General features: G+C 43.6%; 10 protein-coding genes and 1 pseudogene. 3 read left to right on the forward strand and 8 right to left on the reverse strand.

What is annotated here, in order from left to right:
• Positions 1-29: 29 nt before the first annotated feature.
• Complete coding sequence (locus GSF13_RS05150) at positions 30-2,207, reverse strand: malate synthase G (RefSeq protein WP_211865471.1); 2,178 nt, start codon at positions 2,205-2,207, stop codon at positions 30-32.
• 247 nt (positions 2,208-2,454) lie between these two features.
• On the opposite strand from GSF13_RS05150, the gene GSF13_RS05155 reads away from it, so the two are divergent.
• Positions 2,455-4,059, forward strand: a complete 1,605-nt coding sequence (locus tag GSF13_RS05155; RefSeq protein WP_174169147.1) for an isocitrate lyase — start codon at positions 2,455-2,457, stop codon at positions 4,057-4,059.
• 487 nt (positions 4,060-4,546) lie between these two features.
• A complete protein-coding gene (locus GSF13_RS05160) occupies positions 4,547-6,595 on the forward strand; it encodes an ATP-binding protein (RefSeq protein ID WP_211865473.1) in 2,049 nt (682 codons plus the stop codon).
• A gap of 49 nt (positions 6,596-6,644) precedes the next feature.
• Here the strand turns inward: GSF13_RS05160 and GSF13_RS05165 are convergent, their stop codons facing one another.
• Entirely contained in the window at positions 6,645-9,188 is a 2,544-nt protein-coding gene (locus tag GSF13_RS05165) for a TonB-dependent receptor (protein ID WP_206473735.1), read from the reverse strand.
• A gap of 356 nt (positions 9,189-9,544) precedes the next feature.
• Between GSF13_RS05165 and GSF13_RS05170 the strand changes: the two genes are divergently transcribed.
• Positions 9,545-10,030, forward strand: a complete 486-nt coding sequence (locus GSF13_RS05170; protein WP_174169150.1) for a hypothetical protein — start codon at positions 9,545-9,547, stop codon at positions 10,028-10,030.
• 75 nt (positions 10,031-10,105) lie between these two features.
• Here the strand turns inward: GSF13_RS05170 and rmuC are convergent, their stop codons facing one another.
• The 6 genes and pseudogenes from rmuC to GSF13_RS05195 form a co-directional block, all read right to left on the reverse strand.
• Positions 10,106-11,587: a DNA recombination protein RmuC gene (gene rmuC / locus GSF13_RS05175; protein WP_211865474.1), complete on the reverse strand. Its 1,482-nt coding sequence runs from the start codon at positions 11,585-11,587 to the stop codon at positions 10,106-10,108.
• A 62-nt stretch (positions 11,588-11,649) separates the two neighbouring features.
• On the reverse strand, positions 11,650-12,336 hold the full coding sequence (locus GSF13_RS05180; RefSeq protein WP_010605535.1) for a response regulator: 687 nt from the start codon (positions 12,334-12,336) through the stop codon (positions 11,650-11,652).
• A gap of 5 nt (positions 12,337-12,341) precedes the next feature.
• Entirely contained in the window at positions 12,342-12,545 is a 204-nt protein-coding gene (locus GSF13_RS05185) for a hypothetical protein (protein WP_010376203.1), read from the reverse strand.
• An 18-nt stretch (positions 12,546-12,563) separates the two neighbouring features.
• A complete protein-coding gene (locus GSF13_RS24985) occupies positions 12,564-12,785 on the reverse strand; it encodes a hypothetical protein (RefSeq protein WP_349251762.1) in 222 nt (73 codons plus the stop codon).
• A 264-nt stretch (positions 12,786-13,049) separates the two neighbouring features.
• Positions 13,050-16,141 (reverse strand): annotated as a pseudogene (locus tag GSF13_RS05190) (DEAD/DEAH box helicase).
• A 170-nt stretch (positions 16,142-16,311) separates the two neighbouring features.
• Positions 16,312-17,274 carry a ParB N-terminal domain-containing protein gene (locus GSF13_RS05195; RefSeq protein ID WP_102058138.1) on the reverse strand — a complete coding sequence of 321 codons (963 nt, stop codon included), beginning with the start codon at positions 17,272-17,274 and terminating at the stop codon, positions 16,312-16,314.
• Position 17,275: the final 1 nt, after the last annotated feature.

Raw genomic sequence — 17,275 nt, forward strand, 5'->3', positions numbered from 1 at the left:
TGATTTGAGTGATATCGAAATGAAAGAGACTAATTAGCCTGCTGCTTATAGGCTTGTCGATAGGCGTGAAGTAGCGGCTCGGTATAACCATTGGGTTGTACTCGGCCTTCAAATACCAAAGACAACGCCGCTTTATAGGCAAGGTTTTCAGTAAGCGGTTTATGGTCATTGAGCATTGGTTGGTAGAGGCTGTCACCTTCGTTTTGACCATCTACTACAGCCGCCATGCGTCTAAAAGTTTTTTCTACTTGTTCTTCGCTACAAATGCCATGATATAACCAGTTAGCGATATGTTGGCTTGAAATCCTAAGGGTTGCTCTGTCTTCCATTAAACCAACGTGATTGATATCAGGCACTTTTGAGCAGCCTACGCCTTGGTCTATCCAACGCACCACGTAGCCCAAAATACCCTGCGCGTTATTGTCTAATTCGGCTTGAATATCCTCCGCAGACAAATCGTTTTCTAACATCAACGGGGGCGTAAGTAAGTTATCGAGCGATGCCTGCTGACGTGTTTTTATCTCAAGTTGGCGTGCAAACACATCCACATAGTGATAGTGCATCGCATGGAGCGTAGCTGCGGTAGGAGAGGGCACCCATGCAGTATTAGCACCAGACTCCGGATGGCCTTGCTTTTGATCCATCATTAACGCCATTTTATCTGGCATTGGCCACATTCCTTTGCCTATTTGTGCCTTTTTCCTAAAACCGGTTTTAAGGCCAATATCCACATTTTGGTCTTCATAGGCCGCTATCCAAGACTGTCCTTTAATAGCCACTTTGGGCAATACAGGGCCCGCCAGCATTGAGGTATGAATTTCATCGCCTGTTCTATCCAAAAAGCCAGTATTGATAAATACTACACGCTGCTTAGCGGCAGCAATACACGCTTTTAAGTTTACCGAAGTACGGCGCTCTTCATCCATAATCCCCATTTTAATGGTATTTTTGGGTAGCGAGAGCAGCGCTTCAACACGACTAAATAGGGCATCAGTGAAAGCGACTTCTTCAGGCCCGTGCATCTTCGGTTTCACGATATTGATACTTGCTGCCGTCGAGTTTTTGAACGGACTATTGCCTTGTAAATCATGCAGCGCAGCCGTGCTTGTCATGATGGCATCTAAGATCCCTTCAAACTGCTCGTTACCTTCTGCATCCAGTACCGCTGGCGTTGTCATTAGGTGGCCAACATTGCGCACAAACATCATAGAGCGACCTTTTAGTGTCATACGCTGGCCTTGTGTATCTACGTAACTTCGGTCGGCATTTAGCGTCCGAGTCAGCGATTGACCTGACTTTTCGAAGGTCTCACTCAAGCTCCCTTTCATCAAGCCTAACCAATTTTGGTATACCAATACTTTGTCTTGTGCATCCACCGCCGCAACTGAGTCTTCACAATCCATGATTGTCGTAAGTGCAGCCTCAAGGACGACATCTTTGATCCCGGCTTTGTCTGCCTGTCCGATCGGATGGTGTGGATCAATTTGGATCTCAATATGCAGATCATGGTGGCGCAGCAATACCGCGCTTGGATTTTGTGCCTCCCCCTGATAACCCACTAGCTGATCAGGCTTTTGCAGTGCAACTTGGGTGCTGTCGTTGAGTGTAATCACCAAATTGCCGTCTAGAATCGCGTAGTTCGTACTTTCTATGTGAGAGCCTTCTGCCAACGGCAGTGCTTTATCGAGGAATTGCCTAGCATACGCCATGACTTTAAACCCACGGTTCGGATTATAGGCTTGAGTACGCTCAGCACCATCCTCTTCGCCAAGAACATCCGTTCCATAGAGCGCATCATACAAAGAGCCCCAACGCGCATTCGCCGCATTGAGCGCAAACCTTGCGTTACTGACAGGCACCACTAACTGAGGACCGGCTGCGCTCGCAATTTCAGGCTCCACATGCTCGGTTTCGATGGCAAAATCTTCAGGCTCAGGCTGCAAATAACCGATAGATTCAAGAAATGTCCGATATTCTGCCGATTGCCAATCAGGATGAGAGAGATGGTAATCGTCAATTTGCTGTTGCAGGGTATCGCGTTTGTTGAGTAACGCTTGGTTTTGCTTCCCAAGTTCCGAAAAAATATCCGCTACGCCTTGCCAAAATTGATTGACCGCGATCCCCGTACCGGGAAGTAGAGATTGCTCAACAAAGTGCGACAGTGGAGTCGCAATTTGGAAGCCTGAATGAGTGACATACTTGCTCATGGAGAGTCCTTGATTAACATTTTTTGAACGGGATAGGTCAAACATAAAACAATTTTTGGAAAAACGAACCCCTTTTCCCATTCACAAAAAATATACTCGTAATAACAACTATAAATTTAAAAAATCTGATTTATCGGCCTAGTGTTTAATTAAGCCCGCAGCCAACCACTCTCACACCGGTTGGTTTCGTGTAACAAACAACCAGAATTTAATTTGATTTATAGTACCCGTTCAAAGGAAGCTAATTATGTCTCAGTATCAAACTCAGTTAGATCATTTCTCTAGTCTATGCCAAAGCCAAGGAAAAACTTGGCAGTCTATCAGTCCTGAGTATGCCAGCCGTATGCACCTACAAAACCGTTTTAAAACCGGTTTGGACATTGCAAAATACACGGCAAAAGTGATGCGTGAAGACATGGCAGCGTACGACGCAGATAGCAGCCAATACACGCAATCGCTTGGTTGTTGGCACGGTTTTACCGCGCAACAAATGATGATGGCAGTAAAGCGTCACAATAAAACCACAAAACGCTCTTACGTCTACCTAAGTGGCTGGATGGTTGCTGCGCTGCGCTCAGAGTTTGGCCCACTACCAGACCAAAGTATGCATGAAAAAACAGCGGTTCCAGCTTTGATTGAAGAGATCTACACTTTCCTCAAGCAAGCCGATGCGCGAGAGCTAGATCATCTCTACAAAGATCTTGATGCAGCGAGAGCAAAAGGCCAAGACACAACTGAAATCCTTAACAAAATCGATAACTTCGAAACCCATGTAGTGCCTATCATTGCTGATATTGATGCCGGTTTTGGTAACGAAGAGGCGACCTACCTTTTAGCTAAACAAATGATTGAAGCGGGCGCTTGTGCAATTCAAATCGAAAACCAAGTATCGGACGCAAAACAGTGTGGCCACCAAGCAGGTAAAGTAACGGTTCCTCATGAAGACTTTTTAGCCAAGATTAACGCTGTACGATATGCTTTCCTTGAGCTTGGTGTTGAAGATGGCGTTATCGTCGCTCGCACTGACTCATTGGGTGCAAGTTTGACGCAAAAAGTGCCAGTATCAAAAGCGCCAGGCGACCTTGCGAGCCAATACACTAGCTATTTAGACACCACGCCAGTTACCTCGGCCGCTGACCTACAAGAAGGTGAGATGGCAATTAAATTGAGTGGCGAGCTGCAAAAGCCAGTTCGCTTAGACAACGGTTTATACCAGTTCAGAGCAGGCACAGAAAAAGATCGTGTGGTACTAGACTGTGTAACCAGTCTTCAATCAGGCGCAGATCTATTGTGGATTGAAACCGAAAAGCCAAATATCGAGCAAATTGCCGAGCTAGTTAACCGAGTTCGCGAACAAGTGCCTAACGCTAAGCTTGTATACAACAACTCGCCATCGTTCAACTGGACATTAAAATTCCGTGAACAGGTATACCAACAATGGCAGGAGCAAGGTAAAGACTTATCGGCATACCCAAACCCAAGCGCGGATGCAAAAGTATTGATGGCGCCAGAGTTAGACGCAACCGAGTTGGCAACCGAAGCCGATCTACTGGTGCAAAACTTCCAGCGTGACTCGGCAAGAGAAGCGGGAATTTTCCATCACCTTATTACACTGCCAACTTACCATACAGCAGCGCTCAGCACTGATATTCTGGCTGAAGGCTATTTTGGTGACGCGGGTATGCTTGCCTATGTACGCGATGTGCAACGACAAGAAATCCGTCGCGAGCAAGCATCAGTTAAACACCAAGACTTGGCAGGCTCTAATATCGGTGACACGCACAAAGAGTATTTCTCTGGTGAGAACGCACTCAAAGCAGGCGGTGAAGCCAACACCATGAACCAGTTCTAAACACTGGATTTAGATAACGACTTATATAGTTCCTTAATCAGCAAGGGCCGTCAGGCCCTTTTATCTATGTGGATCAGATTTTTACTAGCCACTGGTAACTGAGATCACGTATTTACCAACGCCAGTTATTCAGATCATATTTTTACTAACCTAGACCTATTTGAGATCAGAATTTTATTAACTCAACACCTAACGATCCCGATCTTTACAGTAAAGATCTAAGATCCAGACAAAAAAGAGCGCATTTGTGACTTTTTTCACTTTCACAAACCAAAATTTTACTAACTAAACCAGCGACAGGTCACATTTTTACTAACTTACTTAGTAAAATTTTGTTCTGAGTTTATTTTGACTAAAAATCAAAATATGACTAACCTCAGATTTATAAGCACTTCATTCTGCTGTAAACCCCCTTTACACTTTCCATATTTACCCCACTTTTCCATGTAAAACTATAAAACTGATTACAGTACATTGAAGTTGATACATGACCCCCATTAAGAACTTAATAAAAGCGGTAGCACTGCTTACAGCGATGCATTGCCAGGCCGGGAATACAGTTATCAAGAAAATAGAAGATTTAGAAAAGGCAGGAAAATACACCGAAGCCTTAGTTAAAATTGAAACGGCCAGCGTCAGTGAAGAAGAAGAAACGCGATATCAAGCGATTTATTTGCAGGCCATGATTTATCGAAAGCAAGACTTATATGAGAAATCAATATCTACTCTTAGCTATATCGAAAAGCAGTTTTTCCTTACCGAAGCGCGCAAGTATGATTTATACAGAGAGATAGGCATTAACTATCGTAACTTAAGCCAGCTTGAGCAGGCCGAGTCTTTTTACTTAAAAGCGCTCGCTTCAGCCGAGGCAATGGATAAATCAAATTTAGTGGCGCAAACCTATAATAATCTAGGTGTTGTTGCCGACCATAGAAATCTGCTTGCGCAATCTATGCAATATCACTTAAAAGCCTATGAATTACTAAAAGGAACTGATCAGTACGAAAAGCAAGGGGCTAACTTTTATAATCTCGGTGATATTTCTGTGCGTATGGGGGATGAGGAAAATGCAGAGTATTTCTTTCAACAAGCTCTCGTTGCAGATAAAGCTTCAAAAGAATTACGCAACGTCGCAGGCACGGCCCTTCGCTTGGGAGAGCTGAAGTTTAAGAACGGTAAAACGGACGAAGCATTAGCGCAAACAAAAGAGGCCATTGAATTTCTAAAAGAACTCAATGCTAGGGTTTCACTCGCTAGGGCATATCGAAACTCCGCATTGATCCATATAGCCAAGGCAGACTTAGACAATGCCCTGTTGGATGCACTTGCAGGCATTGAATATGCCACTCAAACCAGTTCAACACTGCAACAATTTTACGCCTACCTGACGGAGTTAGAAGTTAGGCTAAAACGTAAAGAATTAGCCAAAGCAAAAACACTACTCACCAAGCTGGACGCCCTAACCGAAATAGAAACGGCAGAGGTGCTGCTCGAAAAATATCATCGCCTTAAAGCGATAACGCTTGCTGCACATCATGAATACGCCCAAGCTTTTCAATTTATGAAGTCGACTTCAAAGCTACAGACTCAACTTCATGAAACATTACTAGAAAAACAAGTAAGTACCTATAAAGCCAGTATTGACGCGCTTATTCAATCTCAACAACTGGAGCAAGCACGCTCTGCACAAGCCATAACCGAGGTTAACTTACAAAACGCCAAGCTATCCACACAAATGTGGGTGATCACTGCAATCTCGACCTTTTTAGCTGGATTATTTCTAGTCGGATTTTTTGTCGTCAAGCATAGAAATGCGGCGCTAAAAGCAAAAATGTATCAATTGAATATTGAGCATAAAGATAAAATGCTGGCCGATATTTCCCACGAGTTACGCACGCCACTCAGTGTCTTAAAACTCCATATAGAAGCGATGGAACACAATCTTATTGATGACAGCACACTTGCGTATGCCAAGATCAACAACAAGATAAATCAGCTAAATGAATTGATCTCGAACGTATATCAATTGTCTCAAGCAGATCATGACGCGCTAGTGATCCATCCCCAGCAGCATGGCGCGAAAACGGTTATCCAAAGCTATGTGTACGATATTGAAAGATTAGTAACAAGTAATCAGCTGCAATTTATCGCCGACATTCACGTCGATGATATGAGTATTTACATTGATAAACCAAAGCTAGATAGGGTTATCGATAATCTTGCTAAGAATGCATGTTTATACACAGATAAACCCGGCAAGGTAAGGTTTAAAGCTGTGGTCAATAAACAAGAACTATTCCTACAAGTAGATGATAGCTCACCAGGCGTATCTGAGGCCGAGCAGAACAAACTGTTTGAACGCTTGTACCGTGTCGAGGCATCGAGAAGTCGTGCAACAGGAGGCTCAGGTCTTGGCTTATCTATTTGTAAGAGCTTAATTGAAGCGATGAATGGAAAAATCACAGTGAAGTCAGGGAAGTATGGCGGTTTGTGTATTCAGATAAACTTACCTCACGCGGTAGATGTACCAGCATAAAGTACAAAAGGCTAAGCAGATGCTTGGCCTTTTGTCTTTCTGAGCTTGCTTAGAAACGGTAGCTGATATTGCCATACACAAAACGACCATCGGTGTTATATGCCGAGAACGCAGAGTAAGGGAAGATCTGGTTAAACGTTGTATAACCAATATTACTAACAGTATCTTGAGGATATTGATCAAATAAATTGTTAGCGCCTACAGCAAACTTCCAGTTGTCACCTAGGTTATAAGCCACTTCTAAATCAGTGATCCATTTAGCGTCTAATACTTCATCGCCTTCTACTGCGCTAGAAGAGTCCACCGTTTCACCATAGCGTGTGGCACGTAATGTCGTCTGCCAATCGCCAAATTGCCAAATTGCAGCTAAGTTCCACTTATCTTTTGGTGTTCCATCTTCAAATCGTGCAATTTCACGACGAGCAAAGTACTCATAGCTGTCACCAAGGGCTTCAAGCTCAGCAGGATTTGCTTTTACATGCGTCACTTCAGTGTCATTGATGTTTACCGCGGCACTTAAACGCAGATTACCGTAGTCGGCAAGATCAAAACTGTACGTTGCTACGATATCCACACCTTGAGTGCGCGAGTCGATAGCATTAGTGAAGTACCTTACACTTTGCGTATTAAGCTCACCCGCTTGCTGCAAAATATTAATGACCTCAGGACCGCCCAAGTTCTCAGAAAGGACGATGCGATCGTCGATGTCAATTCGATAGGCATCCACAGTAAATGAGAACGCGTCTAGTGTGTAGACAAAGCCCGCCGTCATATTGACCGACTCTTCCGGTTCAAGCTCTCGAGCACCCAGCGCTTTTGCAGCTGGCGTATCAACAGGGAAGTGGCCAACTTCACTCGGTACGCCATTTTCAAATACCGTAGCAATTGATTTATAGGACGTTTGAGCCAATGAAGGCGCTCTAAAACCTGTGCTTACTGCACCACGTAGTGAAAAGTTATCCGACACCACATAGCGCGATGCCAGTTTACTGGTGAAAGTGCTGCCAAAATCACTGTAATCTTCAAAACGACCCGCCAAGACGACATTCCAGTCCTGCGTTAAGTAGGTATCAAACTCTGCGAATAAAGCGATGTTATGACGAGATTCATCGACAGCACTTGCTGGTGAGAAACCAGCGAGCACCTGCGCACCACCAGCTGCAACGGGATTGCCTTCTGCATCAAGCACGGTGAGGTAAGACGCTTCTTCACCGACTTCAATTTCATAGGTTTCGCGGCGATATTCTGCACCAATCGTGAAAAATACGTCATCCGGTAAGCCCAAATCCAATGCCGTTTTAGCATCAGCATTCACAAGCCACTGTGAATAGACTAAAGCGCCGTTATTAAACTCAGTCGGACTTGTTACCCCCATCGAAGTATTCAAACTATTTACGACACCCAAAGCGAAGTCATTCACACCATAGTTTGTACTGATATCGTAATCCCACTCACCTTGAGTGCCTTTTACACCAACCGCAAAAGAGTAATCATCTACATCGCTGACGATTTGAGGCAAGAAACCATCTGGGTATACCGCAGTTAAGTTGCGGCTGTCATTTGCGCGACGATAGAAACCACCGGAGTTACCTTCACGTGTTGAGTAGCTACCAAATGAATAAAGTTCGGTTTCCGCATCTAGGTTGTAACCCGCATTATAAAATAGTGCAAAGTCTTCCACTTCAGCTTTACCAAAACGGTGGTTGTAGCGATCGAATGAAAACTCTCTTGAGTCAAGTTGACCATTTTCATCACGAGTATATTGCTCTCTTGGATCAAAGCCTGAACGATTAGTCGGTTTTTTATCTCTATATTCGGCAGACAGATTAATAAAACCTTCATTACCTAAAGCAAAACCAACGTTGGCACCAATTGTTGTAGTACCGCCATCATTGCGCTTGCGGTCATCTCCAAGCACAAAATCTAAATCGCCCGCAGCGTTTGCACGGGTTTGTAATAAGTCAGGGACACCTGCCATCTGTGTATCGTGCTCACCATAGGTCACACTAATACTGCCGCCTTCTTCGGCATCTTTAAGCACAATATTAATAACGCCAGCAATGGCATCTGAGCCGTATTGAGCAGCAGCGCCATCACGCAGTACTTCTATACGCTTAATCGCGGCAGCTGGGATAGTATTTAAATCAACCGCCGTTGAACCACGACCAACGGTACCATTTAAATTCAATAATGCGCCAGCATGACGACGCTTACCATTAACCAGCACTAAGGTGTGATCCGGTGCTAAACCTCTAAGCACTGCCGGACGGGCGTGATCCGTACCATCCGCCAGCGTTGAATTTGGGAAGTTAAAACTTGGCACGAGCGTAGTGAGTACTTGGCTCAGCTCCAGCTGACCGGTACTTTGCATATCTTCTAAAGAAATCACATCTACCGGCACCGTGCTCTCGGCAATACTACGAAGACTTCTTCGCGTACCAGTGATTTCGATGACTTCAACACTTTCTTTGGCTTCAGTGTTGTTACTTTCTGCTTGCGCATGAATTGAAATAGTTGAAAGAAGCGCAGCACCGACAGCCAACGAGATTGGCTTGCGAACAGCGTTTTCCAGCTTGTTATTAATAAATTGCATAGTTTGTCCCGTGAATATGTTGAACGCAGAGTCTGTAAAAGACCGATTATTACTTAATTTAGTCGATATGAAGATAAATCAAGACTGAATAGGTACCCAAGTAAATAACACAAATTCGGTACGACACCCATTAGACTTAAGACTAAAATGTTGGTACTTACTAATTCAATACCACCCTAAGATTAAGCAACTCTCATCAGAAAAGATGCGAATTTTAGAATTATTCTTTCATCGACAATAAAGAATTTTTAGATCTAACTTATACCTCATAAGGGCACTGGTCTGATGTTTACTCACTCCATCTTTACTCCACATTGAAGCGCTTAAATACCAATATGCAGAAACGGAGAGTACCAATGACACAACGGACGCTAAAACATGCTGAATGGTTGAAAATTGTTGAATCTAGAGCGAACCAGCAGCAACTTCAAATAAAGCCAAAAAATAAACTATCACCAGCTGTGATTTGGACTTTTGTACTAGCCACTATTATTTCACTGATAAGTGCATGGGCATTTGTTACCGAAACGCCTGAGGCACCCACTCAGCAGCTTAGTAAAGAATCCCAAATGCGTATCAACCGCTACTTTACCAAACAGTATATGGTTGGAAGCTGGCAGTTCTCACATTTAAAAACCAGTAAAGATGACATCAATGTGTTTATCCGTATCCCGACTAAATTAACATTAACGGGACAGGCACTGAAGGGTTATATCGAGCAGTCACTATGCCCACCGGCCAATAGCAATGTTTGGCGTGATGTCAGCCAGTTTGCGCTTTATATGCACTTGTATTCGGATACGCCACGCCACAGTGACTATGCCAAGTGCAAGACACCTTAATCATTTCAGGTTAAATTCTTTTATCTTTCGTTCAAAGGCCCAATGGGCCTTTTTTGTTTTTTTGGATTTCAAGCGTTATTTCGAGCTATCGTGGTTGCCAAGCTGACTTACCGGCTCGAGCTCAAGTTTAGCTTTTTCTTCGAGTTCTTCGGGTAGCTCCTTGACTACGGCAACGCCTAGTTCTTTAAATTCAGAAGCTTGCTTAATTAAGTTGCCTTTACCCATATATAACTGAGAAAACGCTCGCTCGTAGCTCTCTTTTGCTTTATCAAGCTGTTTACCCACCCCTTCCATACTATGTAGGAAGCTATTGAGCTTGTTATAAAACTTCTCAGCTCGAAGCGCCAGCTCTCTGGTATGCTTGCTTTGCTCTTCAAAACGCCATAACTGTTTAACGATATTAAGACTGGTTAAAAGCGTTGTTGGCGTTGCCACCAATACATTGTTTTGTAAAGCGTCCTGATAAAGCGTTGGCTTATGCTTAACCGCCTCAACAAATGCAGATTCCACAGGGATAAACATGATGACCACCTCTGGGGAGTTAAGACCTGGTAAGCGCTCATAAGATTTACTACCCAACTCTTTGATCCGTGCAGTGATGGCTTCGGTGTGTGCCACAATGGCTTGATTCGCTTCACTATCGGTTGTGGCATTAATATACCTTGTATAGGCATTCAATGAGGTTTTAGCGTCAATTACCAGGTGACGAGATTGCGGTAAGTAAACCACGACGTCAGGGCGAAACTTGCCTTCGTCGGTATTAAAGTTGACTTCTCGCTGATAGTCGTAACCCGGACGTAGCCCAGCGCTATCTAGCACATTTTCGAGCATGAGTTCGCCCCAGTTGCCTTGTGCTTTCTTTTGCCCTTGTAACGCCGTGGTCAAACGATCTGCTTGCTCGGTCATGGCTTTATTGTTGGCTTGTAAGTGCAGCAATTCGGTTTTTAATGACGCCCGTTGCTTCAGCTCTTCACTATGAATGGCTTCCATTTTATCTCTAAAGCCCTTTAATTCACCTTGTACTGGCTGCAGCAACTGCTGGATTTTTTCTTTGCTTTGATGACTAAAGCGCTCGCTTTTCTCATCAAATATTTGATTCGCGAGATTGTGAAACTCTTCTTTCAGCTGGACCTTCGCTTGTTCAAGCTGCGCGAGCTGCTGCTCAAAGCTCAGTTGCTTTTGCTCCAGCAAGGTTTGCAGATTGGCCATTTCAACTTCTAACTCATGAGCATGCACTTGAATTTCTTCCTTGGCATCGAGCTCTCGCTGCCACAGCTGCTGATATTCAGCGGCTTGCCGTTGCCGCTCAGCTAATCTCGCTTGCAATTGCTGCTGTTGGCCATGACTTTGTAGTTGCTGCGCTCTTAATTGCTCAGCGAGTTGCTCAGCTTGGCTTAGTTGCGACCTAAGTGCTTGCTCGGAGGCGAGTTGATTATTGAGTTGATTCTTGAAAGTGCTGCGCATAACCCAAACGACGGGGAGTAGGGTAGCCGCACCGCCTGCAAATAGCGCAAGACTATACCATGCAGGCGTATTGGAGAGCATTGACCAAAGCATATTGAGATCTCATCGGTTCTTCTGCTTTGATAATACCTTAGATATAAATTTCAATCACTTAGTCATTCAGTGATCTGTTGACCATTGTAGCGATATCCGGCGCCATATACCGACTCTACAATTTTCGGAGATAAATCTAATCCTTTGATTTTCTTTCTGATATTTTTAATGTGGCTGTCGATTACGCGATCCGAAATATCAAAGTTATCCGGCTGAATATAATCAAGAATTTGCTGTCTTGAAAAGACACGGTTTGGTGCGTCATATAAAAGCGCAAAGACGTCAAACTCAACTTTGGTTAAGCCTAATGTACTGCCATTCAGTTTAACCGTTAATTCTTCCCGATTTACTTCGATAGGCTTTTGATACGCATTGGTGTTCACACAACGACGTAAGATCGCTTTCATGCGCATCACTAACTCAGCGGCGCTAAAAGGTTTACATACATAATCATCTGCGCCGACTTCTAAGCCCTGTAAACGATCCGCTTCTGCCACTTTGGCAGTCAGCATCACAATTGGTACTTCAGAAAATGCTCGAATTTGACGCATACACTCTACGCCATCTTGGTTCGGCAACATTATATCCATCAAGATTGCATCTGGTTGATTTAACTTTACCCAAGGTACAACTTCGGCACCGTCTGCAATATGAAACATTTCAAAACCGGATGCTCTAAAAAACAACAGCACCTGCTCTGCAATATCTTGGTCGTCTTCGACAAGCAAAATTCTTGATGAGGTAGACATAGGATTTATTTACTCTTTGCTTTTAACTTCTTCAATTGTTGTCTAACTTGGCGCTTTAACTTATCTGAAAGCGTGTCATCGAACAGTAACATGGTAAGTATACTAGACAAGTCTTCTGAACTCGCAACTTCATTAAGTAGATCATAGTCAGATTCTGATTGCGTCTCAATAAAGTTTAAGTGTGAAATTGTCGCGTCGTAGCAAAGCATAACGTTATCCTAATTGGTCTATGGCGTTTCTCCGTTGTAGTTATTAAAGCGCGAGATTATGGAATAAAAATGGAGTGAAAGATGTTTTAGGGCCTGTTGACCTTTGCTGTTTGATTTTTGTTCTTCTGAGTGTGTTTTGGTAGCGACGCTCGACTTGCCGCCTAGTAATCTAAGCAAAAGTTGAGCAACAATGAACAAAGCGCACTCAGGGAAACCCAAAGGGCAGCGCTTGATTGGCATTTCTACTGTGTTATCGCCTAACTTACATAGAATAACTATGCTACGCAGGCTCTGCCTTGTATAAATACCAATCAAACTGCTGCAAAAACAAACTTGAAAGATCAACAGGCCCTAGAGCCAGAAAAAAGAAAAGCCAACTTAATTAAGCTGGCTTATTACAATCAGTAACAAAGGGGGAAAATCAACATATGCCTACTGTTTCAACAATGTCACAACAAGCACTATCATAGACCTTCACCTTTGTTGATTAGTTCCAAATTATTTTTAATTTTTTATCAGCGCTAGCATTTGCGACTCATCAAACTGACCAAGATTGACTCCAGAGTCTGCAAATAGGGCGTCAACAAGGGCTTGCTTATCGCGCTGCATCTTAAACACTTTCTCTTCGATAGAATTCGCCATAATCAACTTGTACACGAACACCGGCTTATCTTGTCCGATACGATAGGCGCGATCTGTTGCTTGATTTTCTACCGCAGGATTCCACCAAGGGTCGAAATGGATAACCGTATCTGCTTGAGTCAAATTCAAACCAGTTCCCCTGCTTTTAGGCTTATCAAAAAGACATTGCACTTGCCTTGAGTAAACGCCTCAATGGCTTTATCCCGTTGTCTGGTCTGCCCTGTCAGCATAGTGTATTTCAACTGTTGCTGTTGACACTGCTCAGCAATGAGATCTAACACGCTGGTAAACTGGCTGAAGATAATTATCTTACGGCCCTCACTGAGTAGCACAGGCAGGTGTTGTGCAAGCCACTCAAATTTAGCGCCATGTTGGTCGGTCAGTGATTTATCAACCAATTGTGGGTGACAGCAGATCTGACGTAACTTTAACAAGGCATCGAGAAATGCCAGCTTGCTTCTTTCAACGCCTTGCTCCTGAAATAGATTGAGCAATTTGCTTTCTACTTGGTGCTGAACACCTTGATATAGCTTATGTTGTTCATCAGAGAACTCTAATTCTTTGATGAGTTCTGTCTTATTGGGTAGCTCTTTCACTACCTCAGCTTTGGTACGACGAAGAATAAAAGGTGCGATCAGCGATCTGAGTTCTCGAGCTCTAGGGCGATCTTGTTCTTTTTCAATTGGGATCTGGAAGTGTTGCTTAAACTGCTGCTTAGTGCCCAACACATCAGGCATGACAAAATCGAGCAGCGATTTAAGTTCGAGTAAATTATTCTCTACTGGTGTGCCACTTAAACAAAGTTTGAAACGCGCGGATAGACTCTTTACGCATTTAGAGATTTGTGCGCTTTCGTTTTTAATATATTGCGCTTCATCCAACACGATGGAATCAAAATCTAGTCCTTTATAATACGCCACATCGCGCTTAAGTAGCGGATACGTCGTTAGAATAAATCGTGCACCTGACAAGTTAGTGAGTGCTTCATCTCTATTGGAACCATGAATAATAGTGAGAGGTAGATGCGGTGCGAAACGTTTAAATTCGTCACGCCAGTTCCCCACTAAACTCGTCGGACAGACAATTAAACTTGGTTGTGTCACTAGCGTATTGTGCTGAGAAATAAAGTAAGCAATAACCTGAAGCGTTTTTCCAAGGCCCATATCATCGGCCAGAATGCCACCTAACTGGTGACGATTAAGGAACTTAAGCCAGTTAACACCTTGCGCTTGATAATCTCGTAGGGTGAAGCTCTGTCCCTCGCTGGCAGGGATCACGTCAAGATTTTCTATCGGTTTATCTAGCTCAGCGAGATACTCAAGTAGCTTTTGATCGTCTGAGTCAGCATGAATATGCGTCAGTTCAAACAGCTTTTTGGCATACGACAACGGAAATTTAAATTGTGAGCTCGAAAGGTAATAACTAAAACGAGATTTCAGCTCCAGCAATTCATCAAATATGGATTTGCTAATGGCATAGAACTGCTCGCCAATTTCGACGTAGCGATATTCATGGGCGAGGTTGTTAAGCTCATGAACCGGATGCTTATCCCAGTTGAGCGTAACGGGCTTGTCATCTAACATCACCTTTCCAAGCACATGATGTTGCTTATCTCTCTTAAGGCTTAACAGCACTTTTGGTGTAACAACGAGGCCATTGCTTGGCAGCTCGTCAACAATCCAACGTTTACCCTGCAAAAGCGGCCTGATCTCCCTGTTAAACCAATGGACTTCAACGCCATCCTCAGTTGGTAATAAAAATTCGTCGCCCTCATGGATAAAGCCGAGACCAGTGAGTACCTGCTCCAGCCTTGCTAATTGCTTTTTCGTCGCGCCTTTTCCAAGCGGCTCAATTGCAAAGCGAATTTTATTTGGCCTATCTAGTTTTATAAGCTTAGCAACATTAGATTGCTTACTCGCTAACTGCGAAAACCCAGCAGGAGGCGCAATGACATCATCCGTAAAGATATCTTGGAAACGCGCCATCACCTGCTCTAGCTTTTCAGCCGTGATGGTAGGCATAGTATGAAGATGGGCGATTTCCTGCGCGGTAAGCTCTGACTCAATTCTGCCAACGACCAAGTTTTCAGTATCTAGATACACCGGAGGTTCGGTTTTAATCAAGCGCCAGTGTTCAACATTCGCTAGACGGCTTTTAAGTTGGTATTCATTGCCTTCTTGATGCCAGTAAAAATCAAGCGTTTGCTTATGCCCTAGCTCCAAAGGTTGGCGCTGGTTACGATAAAAACAGCGATGGGTATGCACAAGTTGTGTGAGTGCATTAAAGCCCCAGACGCCAAATAACTCAAAATGACCCGGTGTATTTTGCGAGCGGATCCAGCTAAATAAGCGAAAATCGTTTTCTAATAGACCAGCTGGAGCGACCTGACTATTGAGCTGTTGCTCAGTTAACACTCGGCCTAAGGGGTAAACACCGTCGGGCCGATTTGGCGAGACCTTTGGACTTACAAGGATTTCGTTTGCTCGAGGCTCTAACACGAAGAGTAAGACGTTTTCTGCGTCTGCTTTATCAATTTGCTGCAACTGCCCTAGTTCGTTAAACCAGTCATTAACTAAATAAGCCTCACCAAAGCCGCCAGAATGTTCAATTTTAAGTTTGAGTAATACCGCAGCAATGTGCCGACATTTAGGATTATTTGAACACGAGCAGTTTGCTTCGACCGAAACGCTACTTTGCGTTTGGTTTATTTTGATGTGCTGGGTGAAGGTATTGCCGTAATTTCCCAATACCTGTGCATCAATTTGCGCGAAGTTTTCGCTGTGTTGAAGGTAACAGACTTGCTCGTCTTTCAAATACTCCTTAGCTTTCGCAAGTAAAGCTGAATTGAAGTATTGACGAAGAAAACGTTCAGACAAAGGAAATTGATTAGCCTGCTCCTGTTTGATCTCTTCAAATAAGGCGAAAAGTTGCTCTTTAGATAACTGCGAAGACATTAAGTGCACGTCAAAATTAAAATAAAAAGCCAGTATATGAAATTAGTGATTTGAGCTAAAGAGAGAAATGTAAGAAATTCGCTAAAAAAGGACTGGTTGGAGGTCAACTGACTAGAAAAAGCGCCGAGTTGCTTGATAATTCAACCAACGCGGCAATTTTTGAACGAACCTTAATTATAACTGCTTAGCAGCTTTTGCAATTGTTCCAGACGCTTATCAGTCAATACTCGATTATCTATTTTCACGGTAACATCACCACTCTTTAGATTTCTCTGTACTCGAATGTAGTCGTTCTCTAGCATGGATTCGACACGTGAATCGCTACTTCCGAATGTGGTCAAGAATTTAGTGATCTGAACAGCACGTTTCTCGTCCGACATCTCTTCTGTCATAAAGTCTTGCGCTTTTAGTGCGGCAATTTGCTCTGAAAACTGCTCAGGCTGTTCTTGTTTTGCTGTGATGAGCTTTTTAGCTGCTTCACGGCCTAAATGATTTGCCGTTGGATACAACTGCAATACTTCGACCGGAATACTTTCATAAGCTTTCAACGCGTCTGCGATAGCTGTGTGAGAAACACCTTCCACGGCAGCGATTTCTCGATACGATCCTTTTTGGCCTTGTTTGATCAAGTTATGCTTAGTATCAAAATAGGCTTTACCCAATTCCCAAAGGCTCGGGGCGATATATTGATCGGAAGATACCGCTAATGTTTTTGCATCTTCATCACTAAAGTCTTTCGAGCTCAACACCACATAATCCGCTTCGGCCAGCATACAGGCTTTACGGCGTCTAGAACCCGATAAAACGTGAAGTTTGCCATTGTGCTGCCAACATAGGGCAGGGTGGAGATTACGTTTATCTTTTTTAATGGCAGGTAATATATCTGCGACCGCTTTTTCGCTTAATAGGGATTGCTCACGACGATTCTGCCCATAAACTGTGGTTTTACTCTCAATTTCGCTAAACGGTACCACTTCACAGGTCAGTACTATGGTTTTTGTCGGATCGCTTGGCGCAGGCATAGTAACCACATCACCTACTTTCGCCTGATCTAAAAGATCGTCGAGGCTACTGCCTTCAACCGCAGTAGCAAAAGGATCTATTCGAGTGTCATTTTTACGTTTTCTAGCCATT

Origin of the sequence: Pseudoalteromonas sp. M8 (assembly GCF_018141365.1) — a bacterium.
In the GTDB taxonomy this organism is placed as follows: Bacteria; Pseudomonadota; Gammaproteobacteria; order Enterobacterales; family Alteromonadaceae; genus Pseudoalteromonas.